Annotated in this window: 18 protein-coding genes; 16 read left to right on the top strand and 2 right to left on the bottom strand. The window is 73.3% G+C overall.

Annotation, left to right across the window (positions count from 1 at the left end; translation table 11 throughout):
• Positions 1-2 precede the first annotated feature (2 nt).
• Entirely contained in the window at positions 3-494 is a 492-nt protein-coding gene (locus tag STBA_RS02070) for a glutathione peroxidase (RefSeq protein ID WP_077057593.1), read from the bottom strand.
• Between the two features lie 303 nt (positions 495-797).
• Positions 798-1,439: an NAD(P)H-binding protein gene (locus STBA_RS02065; RefSeq protein WP_077057592.1), complete on the bottom strand. Its 642-nt coding sequence runs from the start codon at positions 1,437-1,439 to the stop codon at positions 798-800.
• Between the two features lie 87 nt (positions 1,440-1,526).
• On the opposite strand from STBA_RS02065, the gene STBA_RS02060 reads away from it, so the two are divergent.
• The 16 genes from STBA_RS02060 (at position 1,527) to STBA_RS01985 (ending at position 15,711) form a co-directional block, all read left to right on the top strand.
• Complete coding sequence (locus STBA_RS02060) at positions 1,527-2,135, top strand: TetR/AcrR family transcriptional regulator (protein WP_077057591.1); 609 nt, start codon at positions 1,527-1,529, stop codon at positions 2,133-2,135.
• Positions 2,136-2,220: 85 nt separating this feature from the next.
• A complete protein-coding gene (locus STBA_RS38240) occupies positions 2,221-2,496 on the top strand; it encodes a hypothetical protein (protein WP_216355903.1) in 276 nt (91 codons plus the stop codon).
• 197 nt (positions 2,497-2,693) lie between these two features.
• Entirely contained in the window at positions 2,694-3,134 is a 441-nt protein-coding gene (locus STBA_RS02050) for a cupin domain-containing protein (RefSeq protein WP_077057590.1), read from the top strand.
• Positions 3,135-3,319: 185 nt separating this feature from the next.
• Positions 3,320-4,261, top strand: coding sequence for a phosphate/phosphite/phosphonate ABC transporter substrate-binding protein (locus STBA_RS02045; RefSeq protein WP_077057589.1), 942 nt, complete (start codon positions 3,320-3,322; stop codon positions 4,259-4,261).
• Positions 4,258-5,112, top strand: a complete 855-nt coding sequence (phnC, locus tag STBA_RS02040) for a phosphonate ABC transporter ATP-binding protein (protein ID WP_077057588.1) — start codon at positions 4,258-4,260, stop codon at positions 5,110-5,112. The genes STBA_RS02045 and phnC overlap by 4 nt, the downstream gene beginning before the upstream one ends.
• Positions 5,109-6,857 (top strand): phosphonate ABC transporter, permease protein PhnE, encoded by a 1,749-nt coding sequence (phnE, locus tag STBA_RS02035; RefSeq protein WP_079251657.1) that lies wholly within the window; start codon positions 5,109-5,111, stop codon positions 6,855-6,857. Before phnC ends, phnE begins: the two co-directional genes overlap by 4 nt.
• 192 nt (positions 6,858-7,049) lie before the next feature.
• Entirely contained in the window at positions 7,050-7,772 is a 723-nt protein-coding gene (locus tag STBA_RS02030; RefSeq protein WP_216355902.1) for a GntR family transcriptional regulator, read from the top strand.
• Positions 7,773-7,804: 32 nt separating this feature from the next.
• A complete protein-coding gene (gene phnG / locus STBA_RS02025; protein ID WP_079251656.1) occupies positions 7,805-8,242 on the top strand; it encodes a phosphonate C-P lyase system protein PhnG in 438 nt (145 codons plus the stop codon).
• Positions 8,239-8,916, top strand: a complete 678-nt coding sequence (gene phnH / locus STBA_RS02020; RefSeq protein ID WP_077057585.1) for a phosphonate C-P lyase system protein PhnH — start codon at positions 8,239-8,241, stop codon at positions 8,914-8,916. Before phnG ends, phnH begins: the two co-directional genes overlap by 4 nt.
• A gap of 1 nt (position 8,917) precedes the next feature.
• Positions 8,918-10,000 (top strand): carbon-phosphorus lyase complex subunit PhnI, encoded by a 1,083-nt coding sequence (locus STBA_RS02015; RefSeq protein WP_077057584.1) that lies wholly within the window; start codon positions 8,918-8,920, stop codon positions 9,998-10,000.
• Positions 9,997-11,094, top strand: a complete 1,098-nt coding sequence (locus STBA_RS02010; RefSeq protein WP_077057583.1) for a carbon-phosphorus lyase complex subunit PhnI — start codon at positions 9,997-9,999, stop codon at positions 11,092-11,094. Before STBA_RS02015 ends, STBA_RS02010 begins: the two co-directional genes overlap by 4 nt.
• Entirely contained in the window at positions 11,091-12,002 is a 912-nt protein-coding gene (locus STBA_RS37005) for an alpha-D-ribose 1-methylphosphonate 5-phosphate C-P-lyase PhnJ (RefSeq protein WP_077057582.1), read from the top strand. The genes STBA_RS02010 and STBA_RS37005 overlap by 4 nt, the downstream gene beginning before the upstream one ends.
• Entirely contained in the window at positions 11,999-12,859 is an 861-nt protein-coding gene (locus STBA_RS37000) for an ATP-binding cassette domain-containing protein (RefSeq protein WP_077057581.1), read from the top strand. The genes STBA_RS37005 and STBA_RS37000 overlap by 4 nt, the downstream gene beginning before the upstream one ends.
• A gap of 5 nt (positions 12,860-12,864) precedes the next feature.
• The gene (locus STBA_RS01995) at positions 12,865-13,677 is read left to right on the top strand and encodes an ATP-binding cassette domain-containing protein (protein ID WP_079251655.1); all 813 of its coding nucleotides are present in this window, start codon (positions 12,865-12,867) and stop codon (positions 13,675-13,677) included.
• Positions 13,674-14,897 carry an alpha-D-ribose 1-methylphosphonate 5-triphosphate diphosphatase gene (locus STBA_RS01990; RefSeq protein ID WP_077057580.1) on the top strand — a complete coding sequence of 408 codons (1,224 nt, stop codon included), beginning with the start codon at positions 13,674-13,676 and terminating at the stop codon, positions 14,895-14,897. The genes STBA_RS01995 and STBA_RS01990 overlap by 4 nt, the downstream gene beginning before the upstream one ends.
• A gap of 1 nt (position 14,898) precedes the next feature.
• Complete coding sequence (locus STBA_RS01985) at positions 14,899-15,711, top strand: inositol monophosphatase family protein (RefSeq protein WP_077057579.1); 813 nt, start codon at positions 14,899-14,901, stop codon at positions 15,709-15,711.
• Positions 15,712-15,732 lie beyond the last annotated feature (21 nt).

Raw genomic sequence — 15,732 nt, 5'->3', positions numbered from 1 at the left:
GGTCAGCTCGGCAGCTGTGCTTCGACGGCTGTCACGAGGTCCTCGGCCTCCGGCTCGGTCCGTGGCCGGTACCGGCCCACGACCTCTCCCTGCGGGGACACCAGGAACTTCTCGAAGTTCCACTGGACGTCGCCCGATTCCCCCGAGGCGTCCGCCGCGCGCGTCAGCCGCGCGTACAGCGGGTGCCTGCCCGGTCCGTTGACCTCGATCGGCTCGAACATCGGGAAGGTCACCCCGTAGTTCGCGGAGCAGAAAGTGCGGATCTCCTCGGGCGAACCGGGCTCCTGCCCGGCGAACTGGTTGCACGGGAAGCCGAGGACGGTGAAGCCGCGCTGCCGGTACTGCTCATGCAGCCGTTCGAGGCCCGCGTACTGCGGCGTCAGCCCGCAGCGCGACGCCACGTTGACCACCAGGAGCGCCTTGTCCCGGAACGCGTCGAGCGAGATGTCCTCGCCGTCGAGCGTGCGCAGTTCGATGTCGTACAGATCTGCCATAGTGTCTTCCTCGGTGTCTTCCTCTTGCCAGATGTGTGGGCTTCCCGCGTCCGGGCATGATCCCAGCCTCCCGGCCCACCGTAACGCCGACCGCGACGAAGGCCCTCACCGGTCCGAGCCCACACGCCCGGCGCCGGCTAGGTCCTGTCCTGTCGATCTTGTCGGATAAGCCCGCGGCGTCAGATGCGGTGCATCGCAAGGCGCCGGATCGCAGCTCATACCTGTCCGTATTCGCGCGATTCGGTAACGCAGCGAGGTGCCGTAGCTGGCGTCGCGGGCCCGGCAAGATCGGCCGGACAGGGCCTAGGAGGCCGTCGCCACGCCCACCGGGCGGCGCACGGTCTCCTCGTCGTCCAGCATCGCCAGCATCGCGTGTGCCAGATCGGCGCGGGCGAGTGACCGCCCGCCGGGCACGTTCGCGCCGATGACGCGCTCGTAGCGGTGGCTCGGCGGCTTGTCCAGCAGGCGCGGGGGCCGGACCACCGTCCAGTCCAGACCGCTGGCGGTGACGATGCGTTCCATCTCCGCCAGGTCCCGGTACACCGCCCGGAACGCCCGGCTGACGATCGGGTGCAGCACGGCCCGGTAGGCCAGGGATTCCCCCGCCGCCATCGGCCCGACCGGTACGGCGCTCACGATGAGCAGGCGGCGCACGCCGGCCGTGCTCATCGCCTCGGCCACCGCGCGGGCGGCCGGTGCGACGATGCCGGCGCTCTTGTTGGTGGTGCCGAGGGCGGAGAGCACCGCGTCCCGGCCGTCGACCACCTCGCGCACCCGCGCGACATCCGTGACGTCCGGCACCGGGGCGATGTCGAGACGGGGATGGGAAACGGCGAGCCTGCCCGGGGCGCGCACCGCCGCGACGACGTCGTGCCCGTCGGCGAGCGCCTGCCGGACGATCTCCTGTCCGGTGCCGCCGGTGGCCCCGAAGACGGCGAGTTTCATCCCTGCTCCTCCTGGTGGGTAAGTGTTCACTCACCGCTAGGGTGGGGGTTCCCCGCCTCGTCCGTCAAGCCGGAAGGACTCCGCCCCGTGTCCTCGTCCCCGCAGCCCACCCAGGTCCGCATCGTGGAGGCCGCCGAACGGCTCATGCGCTCGCTCGGCCTCGCCCGCACCACGACCAAGGAGATCGCCAGGGCCGCCGGATGCTCCGAGGCCGCCCTGTACAAGCACTTCAAGAACAAGGAGGAAATCTTCGTCCGGGTGCTGGAGGACCGGCTGCCCCGGATCGTTCCCCTCCTTGCCGACCTCACCGACGACCCGGGCGGCCGTGACGTGCGGGACTGCCTCACCGATATCGCCCGCCACGCCGTCCACTTCTACGAGTCCACCACCCCCATCGCCGCTTCGCTCTTCGCCGAACCCGCCCTCCTCCAGCGCCACCGCGAGGCGCTGCGCGCCCTGGAGACCGGCCCCGAAACCCTGCTGACCTCACTGGCGACGTATCTGCGGGCCGAGCGCGGCGCCGGCCGCATCGCGCCGGGCGCCGACCCCAGGGCCGCCGCGGCCCTCCTGCTCGGGGCCTGCTTCCAGCGGGCGTTCCTGCGGTGCTTCTGGGACGAGGAACCGCCCCAGCCGCTGGACGAGTTCGCCACCGCCCTCGCCGACACCGTGCTGGAGGGTGTCGCCGTGCGATCGTGACACCCGCGCGAATCCATGCCCCCGGCCACCGGTGCGTCCGGCGAACGCGGTGTCGCGGGGCCGCGTCGCGCGGTACCGTCCCGATGTGGTGTTCGACCCGAGCGACCCGGTCCTGCTGTCCGATCCGTACCCGGTCTTCGCCGCGTTGCGGGAGCGCGCGCCGGTGCACTGGCACGCGGGCATGGGGCTTGCGGTGGCGGTGTCGCACGCCGCCTGCTCCGAGGTGCTGCGCAGCCGTTCGGCCGGTCGCATCTGGACGGACAAGACGCCCGCGGCCGCGCCGCGGCGCTCGCCGCACTCGCCACCCGCCTCCCCGGTCTGCGGCTGGCCGACGAGCCGGAACGGCGTGGCGAGTTCGTGATCCGCGGCCTGCGCGCCCTGCCGGTGACGGCCTGATCGCCGCGGGCCGCGCCGAGAGAGCGGGAAGCTTCTCGGCCGACGGCCGTGTGGCGGCCGGTGGATGGTGGTAGACACCGCCATGAGCGGAGACCGGTGAACGGTCGGGCGGGCCACGGCAAATCGGGCAGACCGCGACAAAAGGGCATGGTGGGAGGGCCGATGACGCGGAAGTCCATCCGCATCGCGCTCGCGGGCGGCGTCAGTCTGCTGTTGGCCCTGGGCGGCACTACCGGGACCGCGCACGCCACTCCCGGTTCCGGGGTGACGGCCACCACGCTGGCGCAGTACAGCGCGGGCGGCAGGGACTACATTCTGCGGGAGATCACGGTGGCACCCGGCGGCAGCACGGGGTGGCACTACCACGAGGGCACCCTGTACGGCTGGGTCGCGAACGGCACGCTGACGCACAACGCGGCGGACTGCTCCGTCGACGGGATCTACGACGCGGGTGATTTCATCGTCGAGCCCTCCGGCGCGGACAACGTCCACATCGGGCGGAACCTCGGGACGACTCCCCTCGTCCTGGAGGTGCTGTACGTGCTCCCGGACGGCGCCCCGCCGGCGAATGACGCCCCCGACCCCGGGTGCTCGATTCGTTGACGCACGAGCTTCCCGGTGCGGGCCGCGACGGACGCCCGCCGGCGCGGGTTGTCCTGTCAAGTCACGCATTGTCTCCCGCGCCGTTCAGCGTTGCTTAACCTTGCCGCGCCTCCGCACACACCTGACGTCCTGACGCTGGCAGCCACACCGATGCTCAGCGCGCTTTGGCGCGGAAGGACTAACCCATGCCCAGCACCCCCCGCCTGCCCCGGGCAGCGGTCCTCGCCCTGCTCCCCCTGGTCCTGGCCGCCTGCGGCTCGAGCGCCGCGGAGGACAGCTCCGCGGACGGTCGCGACCCGGACACCCTGGTCCTGGCCGCCATTCCCTCGGAGGAGTCCACCGCTCTCGCGCAGCGCTACGAACCGATCATCCGGATGCTGGAGGAGGAAACGGGCAAGAACGTCGAGTTGCAGCAGGCCACCAACTACGCGGCCGTCATCGAGGCCCAGCGCGCGGGCAAGGCCGACATCGCCTTCTACGGCCCCCTCTCCTACATCGTCGCCAAGGACAGCGGCGTCGGTCTTGAGATCGTTGCCGCGCCGGTGGCGGAGCAGGGGGACGAGCCCGGCTACCGGTCGGTGGGCGTCTCCCGGGCCGGCTCCGGCATCGACAGCATGGACGACCTCGCCGGAGGCGAGGTCTGCTTCGTCGACGAGAACTCCACCTCCGGCTATCTCTACCCCGCCGCCGGCCTCATCGCGGCCGGTCTGGGCGAGGACGACTACGCGCCGATCACGGCGGGGGGCCACGACGCCTCGGTCCTGTCCGTGGCCGACGGGCAGTGCGACGCGGGTTTCGCGACGGAGGACATGGCCACCCGCCAGCTCGTCGAGAGCGGCCAGATCGGCGCGGACGACCTCACGGTCTTCTGGGAGTCCGCCATGATCCCCGGCTCGCCCGTCGCCATCAGCGACGACCTGACCGACGAGCTCCGGCAGACGCTCACCGACGCCCTTCAGAACAAGACGAACGCCGACCACCTGGAAGCCCAGGGCTATTGTGCGGGGGGCGAGGACTGCCTGATCGAGGGTAACTGGGGCTACGTTCCGGTCTCGGACGCCGACTACGCGAGCGTGCGTGACGTCTGCGCGACGACGCGGAACGAGCAGTGCGAGGCCGGTTCATGACGGCGGCCGCCCTGGTCCCGGGAAGGGAACGCACCGACGAGGACGAGGTCGCCGTCCGGATCGACGCACTGACCAAACGCTTCGGCAGCGGCGCCGCCGCGCTCACCGCCCTGGACGAGGTGTCGTTCCGGATCGGGGCCGGTGAGATCGTGGCCCTCCTCGGTCTCTCCGGCTCGGGGAAGTCCACGCTGCTCAAGCATGTGAACGGTCTCCAGGCCCCCACCTCGGGCGGCGGCACCGTCCTGGGCACCGACCTGGCCACGGCGAAAGCCGCGGAACTGCGGGCACTGCGCCGCCGGATCGGCTTCGTGTTCCAGCAGTTCCACCTGGTGGACAGACTCACCGTGCTGGAGAACGTCTGCACCGGGGCCCTGGGCTCGCTGCGCGGGCCGCGGCTCGGCCTGTTCACCTACCCGAGGCCGGTCCGGGAGGCCGCCATGGACCGTCTCGACCGGGTGGGGCTCGCGGACTGGGCGTTCCAGCGCGCGGACACCCTCTCCGGCGGCCAGCAGCAGCGGGTGGCGGTGGCCCGCGCCCTGATGCAGGAGCCGCGGATTCTGCTCGCGGACGAACCGGTCGCCTCTCTCGACCCGGAGTCCTCCGGGCAGGTGATGCGGTTGCTTCGGGACGTCGCGACGCAGGGCCGTCTCACCGTGCTGTGCAGTCTGCATCAGGTCGACGTCGCCCTGTCGTTCGCCGACCGGATCGTGGGCCTGCGTCGCGGCAGGGTCGTCATGGACGTGTCCACGGCAGGTATCGGCCGCGAGGAGGTCATGCGCCTGTACCGGGAAGTCGGTGCGGACCCCGAGGACCCCGGCGCGCTGCCGCATCATGGCGGGGGAGCGGGGTGAGTGTCCAGACGCGCCCCGACCGGCGGCGCTCTGCCAAGCTTCCCGCGCGCGAGGAGCGGCGGCGCACCGTCGCCCGCCCCACGCCCGCCGGGCTCGGCGCGACGTTCGCCCTGCTGCTGTGCGTCGGCGGCGGCGTGTGGGCCTTCGCGGAACTGCAGCTGAACCTCGCCACCGTCGTGGACAGCGCGGGCAACGCCAGGGATTTCCTGGAACGGATGCTGCCGTTGCAGTTCCCGCCGGTCGGCGAACTCCTCGACCTGACCTGGCAGACCCTCGCCATCGTGATCGCCGCCACGGCGCTCTCCGTGCTGCTGAGCGTGCCGCTCGGCCTGCTCGCGGCCCGCAACACGACTCCCGGCGGGTCGGTGAGGTCCGCCTCCCGGGCCCTGATCGTGCTGGCCCGCGCCATACCCGACGCGGTCTTCGCCATCGCCGCCTTCCGCGTCTTCGGGCTCGGCGCCATGACCGGCGTCGTCGCCATGGGCCTGCACTCCGTCGGCATGGTCGGCAAGCTCTACGCCGACGCCTTCGAGGAAATCGACGAGGGGCCGCGCGACGCACTGCGCGCCGCGGGCGCCGGACGGCTCCAGCAGATCGCGGGCGCCGTGCTGCCGCAGGCGCTGCCGTCGCTGGTGGCGACCGCACTGCACCGGCTGGACATCAACCTGCGGGTATCCGTGGTCCTCGGCTTCGTCGGCGTCAACGGCCTCGGCTACGCCCTGTCCAACGCCATCGCCCGGCTCGACTACCAGGAGGCCATGGGCATCGCACTCGTGGTCCTGCTGCTGTGCTTCGCGGCCGAGGCGGTCTCGGGCAAGATCCGCCGTTCCCTGCTGCGCGAGGTCGCGGAGGCGCCGCGGGCGGGCGTTCTGCGGCGCGTCGTCGGCCGGCGTCTTGCGGCGCGCACCGGCGCCGGGCGGCACGAGCCCGTCGCGGCCGGGCCGCAGGGGGCGGGCACCCGCCGGAGGACGAGTCCGCCGTGGGACGCCGGACGGGTGCGGCGCGCGGTGGTGACGGCCCTCACGTGCGCCCTCGTGGTGGCCTCCGGCGTGCGCGCCGGTATTTCCCCCGATGCGCTGGCCCGCGGCGCCGAGTCCCTGCTGCCGACCATCGGCGACTTCCTGCCCCCGTCGACCGGCGGCATCGGGGACATGCTGCTGGAGAACCTGTGGATCACGGTGCAGATCGCGCTCGCCGGCACCCTCATCGGTGTGGTGCTCGCCCTGCCGCTCGGCGCGCTGGCCGCGCGCAACGTGGTTCCCTCGCCGGCCGTCGCCCGGTTCTTCCGTTCCCTGATCCTGCTCGTGCGGGGGCTGCCCGAGCTGGTCCTCGCGATCGTCTTCGTCGTCGTCACCGGGCTCGGCCCGGTGGCCGGGGCCTTTGCGCTCGGCATCGGCTCCGTCGGCCTGCTGGGCAAGCTCGTCGCCGACTCGCTGGAGGAGGTCGATCCCGGCCCGGCACGGGCGGTACTGGCCACGGGCGCCGGCCGCGGCCAAATCTTCTTCACCGCCGTCCTGCCGCGCGCCTGGCCCACGGTGCTGGCCCACCTGCTGTACACGCTCGATGTCAACATCCGCTCCGCGACGCTGCTCGGCATCGTGGGCGCGGGCGGCATCGGTTACGACCTGCTCAACGCCGCCCGTGTGCAGCAGTTCGACGTCGTCACCGTCATCGTGCTGATGGTGCTCGCGGTGGTGCTGTTCGTCGAGGGCCTGGCGCTGTGGGTGCGCAAGGTGTTCGCCTGACGTCCGTCTCCGCCGCCGAGGCACGTTGACCGCCGCGCACAACCGCACCCGCCGGCCCGCACCGGGCCGGCGGGTGCCGCATTTCCGTCCGTTCCCGCGCGCAACAAGTGTCACGGGAGTTCACCGGAGCATGGAAGTCCGTTTCCATCCGAGGCGCTTGTCCGGACAAATTCCGCCTTCAGGATGCGTGGTGTGGCCAAAGGAAGCCGGTACGCAGAAATAGCCAACGTGCTCGCCGCCGAGATCGCCGACCAGTCGGCCGGCACGCAGATCGCCAGCGAGCACGAGATCGCCGCACGCTTCGGCGTCAGCCGGGCCGCGGCGAGAGCCGCGGTGCAGGAACTGGAGGGCCGGCTGCTGGTCCGCCGGGTCCGCGGCGCGGGCACGTTCGTCAACCGCCGCATCGACTACGTCCTCTCCCAGCGCAAGGCCCCCTCGCTGCACCAGACCGTGCGCGAAGCGGGCGGCGAGCCCCGCACCGTGGTGCGCGACGTGCGCCGGATGGCCCTGCCGGCCGACGTGGCCGCCCGGCTGGAACGCCCCGAGGGCAGCGAAGCCCACCTGCTCGTCAGACAGTCCTACATCGACGGCATGCTCAACGGCTGGGCGCAGGAGTGGATTCCCTCGGACCTGCTCCCCGAACTCGACGCCGCCGTCCACGCCGTCGAATCGCTGGACAGCATCCTGCGGCAGGTGTGCCGGGTGGACCCGGTCCGCGCCTGGTGCCGGGTCAGCTACTCGCTGCCAGGACCCGAGGTGGCCGCCGGCCTGGAGACGGCGCACAACCGGCCCGTGTGGCTGATCGAAAGTCTCAGCCGGGACAGGGGAACGGGCACGGCGCTCATGTGCAGCAACACCTGGAGCCGCCCCGACTGCACCCGGCTGATCGTCGAGCTCGACGGTCCGTGGAAGTGACCGGCGGGCGACCGACCATGGAAGGAGACGGCGTGCCCGACACGCTGACCCGTGAACGGCGCTGCGAGCTGCTCGCCGCCGCCGGACACGAGGAGATCGTCACCCTCGCAGAACGGCTGCTCGCCGACGGCGTGCCCCGCCCCACGGTGGTGCAGGCGCCCGAGGTCGGCATGGTCGTCCTTCAAGTGCGGGAGCCCGTGGAGGAGACCCGTTTCTACCTCGGTGAAGTGCTGGTGACCGAGTGCTCCGTCGAGCTGGACGGGGTGCCGGGCTGGTGCATGCGCTCCGGCGACGACCGGATCGCGGCCCTCGCCGGCGCCCTGCTCGACGCGGTCGCGGCGGCGGGACTGCCGGCCCTCACCGACATCGATGCCCTGTGCGCCGCCGTCGCCGAACGCCAGGCGGCCGAGGAAGCCGCCGAGTGGGCCGACATCCAGGCGACCACCGTCGCATTCGAGGAGCTCACATGACCGAGTCACCGGTGCGTACCATGCCCGTCGCTGCCCCCGCACCCGCGGGCGCGCCGCCTCGCGGGGACCGCGTCCGCACGCTGCGCCGCGGCCCGCGGGAGACCCAGCGCGACTTCACCGTCCTGCTCGACGTGCTCGCCAGGCCCGGGCGTATCGGCCGGCTCCGCCTGCCGGCCCACCCGCCGGCCGCCGCGGCCGCCGCCTGCGGACTCATCGACTTCGAGGTCCCCCTGCACGTCCTGACGGACGGCTCCGCCGAGGGCGTCGCCTGGGCCCTGGCCGTGCACGCGGCCACCGGCGCCCCGCAGACCGAGGCCGCGCGGGCCCGCTGCCTTCTCGCCCTGCGCCCGCTCGGCCCCGCGGACATCGGCCTCCTGCACCGTGGCAGCCCCCTCGACCCCGAGACCGGCGCCCGGGTGTTCGCCCAGGTCGACACGCTGAGCGACGGCACCGCGGGCGGAGCGGACGGCGCGGTGACGCTGGCCGTCACCGGCCCGGGCGTCCCCACCGAACGGCGCCTCGTCGTGGCGGGCCTGCCCGCCGCCTCGGTGCCGGCTCTCGCCGAGGCCAACGCCGCGTTCCCCTGCGGGGTCGACCTCTTCCTCGTGGCTGCCGACGGCTCGGTCGCCGGGCTGCCGCGCACCGCCCGCGTCCGCCTCCTCGGAGGGGCCTGACATGGGATATTCCGGAGTGCGCGGCGGCCAGGAGGCCATCGCGGCCGCGGAGCGGCTGGTGCAGGAGTCCAGGTTCGGGGGCCGCAGCGCCTGGCTGGAACTGGACCAGATCACCGAACGGCTCGGCCTGGGGGTCGACCGCGTCATGGGCGAAGCTGGCCTGTGGGCGCCCGAACTGGCCGCCCGCGCCGTGCGCCAGGCGCACGGCGACCTGCTGGAGGCGGCACAGCTGCTGCGCGCCCACCGCTCCACCCTGCCCCGGTTCGGCTACAGCCTCCCGGTCGGCCCGGCGGAACTGCGCGCCGTGCGGCGGGTGAGCCCCGCCCACCGCAACCCGCCGGGTGGCCAGGTGCTGGGCAGGACCACCGACTACACGCCCCGGATTCTGGACCTCACCCCCGAGGAGCGAGCCCGCCCGCGCCGCGCCCCCGGCCCGCCCGGCGCGCCGGCCGCCGCCCCCGCGCGGCGGCCGCGGGGCGACCGGCCCGACGCCGACGCCGGCCTGCGCGCGGCCGGACTGCTGCCGGACCGGCGGACCGGCGACGATCCGGAACCGTACGACATCACCCGCGCCCCCGCCCGCCCCGGCACCCCGCGATCGGCACGGCTCAGCGCCCTGGCGCGGGCGGAAACCGGCTCGCTCACCCACCTGTGGTACTCGTGCTCGCGCGCCCCCCGCCCCGGCGGCCACGAGATCCCTCTCGAACTGCGGCGCGGGCGGCTGCCGTTGCGAGTGGCGCACCCGCACACCGGCCGGCCGGTCACGGTGGCCGGCGTGCGGGTCACCGAGGCCCGCACGGTACGGCCCACCGCCCGGCCCCGCCCCGACGGAACGCGTTTCGACGCCGGATACGGGCTGTGCTACGGCGAGAACGAACCGAAGGCGCTGGCCATGGCCGGACTCGACCTGCTGGTCCACCGCGACCCGCACACCGACCGACTGGAGCAGAAAGTGCTGATCGCCCTGGACGGCCCGGAGGCGTCCGGCTTTCTCGAACACCTCAAACTGCCGCACTACGTGGACTTCCGCTCGACGGTGGAGCGCGTCCGGGCGGTGCGGGTCGGGGCCGGAGCGGGCCGGTGAGCGCCCAGGCGAAGGACCAGGACGCCGCCGTCGGCGGCACTGCCTGGCTGGAACTTGACCAGATCACCGAACGGCTCGGCCTGGGGGTCGACCGCGTCATGGGCGAAGCCGGCCTGTGGGCGCCCGAACTGGCCGCCCGCGCCCTGCGCCAGGCGCACGGCGACCCTCCGGAGGCGGCGCAGCTCCTGCGTGCCCACCGGACCGCGCTGCCCCGCCTCGCCATCGGCGAGCCGGTTTCCACTACGGAACTGAAGGTGGTCCGGCGCATCAGCTCCGCCTTCCGCAACCCGCCGGGCGGGCAGGTGCTCGGCAGGACCCTGGACTACGTCGGGCGCCTGCTCGACCTGATGCCCGAGGACGAGGGTAAGGCGCGGAACGCCGGCTCCCCGCACGCCGAAGACACCCGGCCGCACGCCCACGACCACGCCCACGACCACCGGCACCGGGACCCGGACCACGCCGTCCCCGAGGAGGCGGTGCGCACGCCCGCCCACGTCCTGGCGACGTTCCGCGATATGGGCCTCGTGGCGCCGCCGCGCGGCGACGGCGATCCGGAACCGTTCGACATCACCCGGCGCCCCGCACGGCCGGGAGCGCCCCGCTCCGCCTGGCTCCAGACGATGGCACGCGCCGACACCGGCTCGCTGCTGTACCTCTGGTACGGCTCCGACTGGCGGCCGGCCGGCCACGAGGTGCCGGGGGAACTGCGCCACGGCATCCTGCCCCTCAGGGTCCGCCACCCCCACACCGGCCGCCCGGTGACCGTCGCGGAGACCCGCGTGAGCGAAGTACAGACGTTCCACAGTCTGCCCCGCGCCGGTGAACTGCCCACCAGCCTCGACGTGGGATACGGCCTCTGCTTCGGCCACAACGAGCGCAAGGCCATCTCCATGGCCGGGCTCGACCTGCTGCTGGCGCACCACGAGGGCGCCACCGACCTGCAGCACGACGTTCTTCTGACACTCGACGGCCCGGACTCCACCGGCTACACGCAGCACCTGAAGCTGCCGCACCACGTCGAGTACCGCTCGGTACTCGAACGCGCCCACGCCGCCGCACGCGGGACGCGACTCACCGAAAGAGACACGGCATGACCGCCCAGCTGACCACCGAACTCGCCGGCCCGCCCCCCAGCCCCGGCATCTTCGACGAACTGTCCAAACGCGAGATACGCCGTGCCATGCTCAGCGGCATCGCCATCCCCGGCTATCAAGTCCCCTTCGGCTCCCGGGAGATGCCCGTGGCACGCGGCTGGGGCTCCGGCGGGCTCCAGGCCACCCTGTCACTCGTCGGCGAAGACTCCCGGCTCAAGGTCATCGACCAGGGGGAGGACGCCGGCGTCAACGCCTCCAACCTCCGCAGGCTCGTCGCCGCCCACGCGGGCTGCACGGAGGAGACCGACACCCGGAGCGCCGACATCATCCAGTCCCGCCACCGCATCCCGGAACAGCCACTGCGCGACGGGCAGGTGCTGGTGCTCCAGGTGCCGGGCGCCGAACCGCTCGCCGGAATCGTCCGCGACATGGACGAGCAGCGGCGCATGCACGCCGAGGCCGACTACTCCAAGATGTGGGTCCGCCTCTACGAGGACATCGTGCACAACGGCCTGATCACCGAGGCCGCCGGATACCCCGTGCTCGTCGAGGGCCGCTACATCATGACCCCCAGCCCCATTCCCCGCTGGGACGTGCCCAAGATGAACGACTCCGAGGCGATCACCGTCCTGTCCGCGGGCCGGGAGAAGCGGATCTTCGCCGTGCCCCCGCACACCCGCGTCGTGCCCCTGACCTTCGACGACAGGCCGTTCGAGGTCGAGCGGACCCCGGGCGCGGCCTGCCGGCTGTGCGGCTCCCAGGACACGTACATCGTGCAGGAGCCCGGACCCGACGGCACCTTCAGCGCCTGGGTCTGCTCCGACACCGACTTCTGCCGTCGCCGGCGCACCGGCGACGCCCCCGCCGCGCCCGCCGCCGGAGGGACCGCCCAGGGAGGCACCGCATGAGCAGCACCACCGTGGCCCCGCCCCGATGGGCCCTGAAAGCCGAAGGACTCGGCCGCATCTACGGCGTCCAGGGACCCGAGTCGCTCGACGGCACAGGGCCCGATTTCGGCACCGCTGTCTCGCCCGCCACCGGCGCCGTGGTCGCCGCCTGGGACATCGGCTTCGAGGTCGAGCCGGGCGAGGCCCTCGGCATCATCGGGGAGTCCGGCTCCGGCAAGTCCACGGTGATGCGCTGCATCGCCGGTGACGAGACCGCCACCGCAGGCCGCATCGCCCTGCGCGGCGTCGGGCACGGCGCCGTCAACATCCGCGAACTCGACCCGCCGGCGCGGCGCAAGCTGCGCCTGGACCAGATCGCCGTCGTCTACCAGGACCCCGCCGCGGGTCTCAACCTGGACGTCACGGCGGGCGGCAACATAGCCGACCCGCTGACGGCCGCCGGCTGGCGGTCCTACCAGCGCATCCGGGACCGCGCCGCCGACCTGCTGCGCCGCGTCGAAGTGCCGCTGTCGCGCATGGACGACCTGGCGCGGACGTTCTCCGGCGGCATGCGGCAGCGCGTGCAGATCGCCAGGGCACTCGCCAACGAGCCGCCCGTGCTGCTGCTCGACGAACCCACGACCGGCCTCGACGCCTCCGTCGCCGCCGGAGTGCTCGACCTGCTGCGCACGCTCCTGGAGGAGACCGGCGTGGCCGCCGTCGTCGTCTCCCACGACTTCGGCGTCATCGACATGCTCACCCGCCGCGTCGTGGTGATGCGGCACGGGCGGATCGTCGAGTCCGGCCTCACCGACCAGCTGCTCGAAGACCCGCAGCACCCCTACAGCCAGCAGCTCGTCGCGGCGGCCCGAGGATGAACGAGATGACCAGCCCGCAGCACACCGCTCCGCCGCCCGCGCCACCGGCCGGGGTGCCCGCCGGCAGCGTCCTGTCGGTCCGCGCCCTGCGCAAGGATTTCACCCTGCACACCATCGACGGCCGCGTCGTCGACGCACTGAACGGCGTGGACCTCGACGTCGCCCCCGGCGAGCACGTGGCACTCGCCGGCACCTCGGGCGCGGGCAAGTCCACCCTGCTGCGCTGCGTGTACCGCACGTACCTGTCGGGCGGCGGCGCCATCTGGTTCCGCACGTCCGGCGGCCACCTGGTGGACGTGGCCACGCTGTCCGACGCCGAGATCGTCGGCCTGCGCGGCCGCGAGTTCGGATACGTCTCGCAGTTCCTGCGCCCGCAGCCCCGCCGCTCGGTGCTCGACATCGTCTCCTCCGCCGGTGTCGCGCGCGGGATGGCCCGCGAGGCGGCCCGCGACGCGGCCGCCGCCGCGCTGCGCCAGGTCGACATCGCCGAACGGCTGTGGGACATGCACGCCACCGTGCTCTCCGGCGGCCAGAAACAGCGCGTCAACATCGCCGCGGGCACCATCGCGCCTCCCCGGCTGCTGCTGCTCGACGAGCCGGTCTCCGCGCTGGACCCGGCCAACCGGGCCGCGGTGCTCGACCTGATCGCCCGGCTGGAGGAAACGGGCACCGCGGTGCTGTCCGTGTTCCACGACCTCGACGCGATCGAACGCCTGGCCACGCGCGTGGTCGTACTCGGCCGCGGCCGGGTGGTGGCCACGGGCCGGCCGGGCGACATCCTGCGAGACCCGAACCTGCCACTGGAGGTGGCTCGATGAGCCGTCACATCTTCGCTCACGCGAGGGCCGTTCTGCCGGACCGGGTCCTCGACGACGCCCTCGTCGTCGTCGAGGACGGGACCCTCGTGGAGGTGGTCGAGGCGATCGGCGGCACCGTGCCCGCCGAGGCGCGCGACCTGCGCGGGGCGCTGCTGATCCCGGGCATCGTCGACACCCACAGCGACGCCCTGGAGAAGGAGCAACGCCCGCGCCCGACCGTCGAGTTCCCCCCGGAGTTCGCCGTGGCCAGCTTCGAGGGCCGGGTACGGGCGGCCGGTGTCACCACGATGCACCACGCCGTCAGCTACCAGACCCACGTGCTCAAGGACCGCACCATCGAACGGTCCCTGGCGCTGGCCGGCGCGGTGCTCGAACGGGCCGCCGGTGGGGTCGCGCTCGTCGACCACCGGCTGCTGCACCGCCTCGACGCCCGGGATGCCGAGGCGCTCGGCGTGCTGCGGCGGGCGCTGGACGACCTCACCCCGGACGGTGCCGCACCGCTGGTCTCCTACGAGGACCACACGCCAGGGCAGGGGCAGTACCGCGACCTGGACTCCTACCGCCGCATGATCCAGGACCAGGAGAAGATCAGCGCGGAGGCGGCCGAGGCGTGGGTGCGCAGGCGCATCGCCGAACGTGCCGACGGGATTCCGCAACGCGCGGTGGCCCTGGAATTCCTCAGTGAGCGGGCCACCTCCGGCCGCATCCGGCTGCTGGCCCACGACGTGGAGAACGCCGAGGAGGTCGCCCGGGTGCGGCGGGCCGGAGCGGCCGTCGCCGAATTCCCCACCACCGTCGCGGCGGCCGTGGCGGCGAAGGAGGCGTCCATGCCGGTCGTCGCCGGGGCGCCCAACGTCCTGCGCGGCGGTTCGCACAGCGGCAACGTCAGCGCCACCGAGCTGATCGCGGCCGGGCTCGTCGACAACCTGTCCAGCGACTACATGCCGACCACCCTGCTCGCCGCCGCCCTGCACCTGGCACGGCAGCGCGTGGTGCCGCTGCACCGCGCGGTGGGCCTCATCACGTCGGGCGCCGCCCGAACGGCCGGGCTGGCCGACCGCGGCGCCCTCGTGCCCGGCCTGCGCGCGGACCTCGTCCTCGTCACCGCGGACGGCGACCAGCAGACCGTTCGCATGTCCCTCCTCGCCGAGGAGTCCAGGGACGACAGCGACGCGCCGGTGTCCGTCGCCCGGCTGCTCAGCGCCGTCGGGGGGTACTGACATGGCACACCCCGGGCCGCACCCGGCGCTCACCGCCGCCGCCGACGCGGCACGCGCTGCCTACACGGACGCCCGCGCCCGCCACGACCGGGCGACGCTCGCCGAAGCCGTCGAACAGGGGGCGGACGGCACGCCGACCATGCGGATCGACCGGCTGGTGGAGGACGCGGTACTGCGGGCGCTGGTGCCCCACCGGGTCAACGTCCTGTCGGAGGAGAGCGGGTGGATCGATCGCGGCAGCGAGATCTCCCTGGTCATCGACCCGCTGGACGGCTCGGCCAACGGAGCGGCGGGAGTTCCGCTGACCGCGTTCGCCGGGACCGTCGCGGTGGCGGGCGAGTTCACGGAGTCGTACACCAGCTGGCTCGACACCGGCCGCGGCTGGTGGGCGCATCGCGAGGCGCCCACCGCCTACCGCACCTCGGGCCGCAGGGAACTCGCGGGCGCCGCCCTGTCCATGCTCCGCCCGCACACGGCAAAGCCCGGGCCTGCCGCCGCCTGGTGGGCCGCGGCCTCCCGCGCCGCCCGCGTCCGCATCCTGTCCACGACGTGCCTGGAAGCCGCGCTGGTGGCGGAGGGAGCCACGGACGCCTTCGCCGACGCCTGTTCGGACACCCACCGCCTGGTCGACCTCGCCGCCGCGACGGTGCTGGTCGGCCGGGCCGGCGGCGTGGTCCTCGACGTCCAAGGCCGCCCGGTGGAGTTCACCACGGACCTGACCCGCCGCTGGTCGGGTGTGGTGGCCGCCACCGAGGAACTGGGCCGGGAGCTCGTCGGTGTGCTGCACGAGGCGGCGGCCTCCGCCCGCCGCTGAGGCCGCCGCCACGGAGACCGG

Source organism: Streptomyces sp. MP131-18 (assembly GCF_001984575.1).
Lineage (GTDB): Bacteria > Actinomycetota > Actinomycetes > Streptomycetales > Streptomycetaceae > Streptomyces > Streptomyces johnsoniae.
The sequence above is the reverse complement of the archived record's forward strand: the minus strand, read 5'-3'. Positions and strand labels throughout refer to the sequence as shown.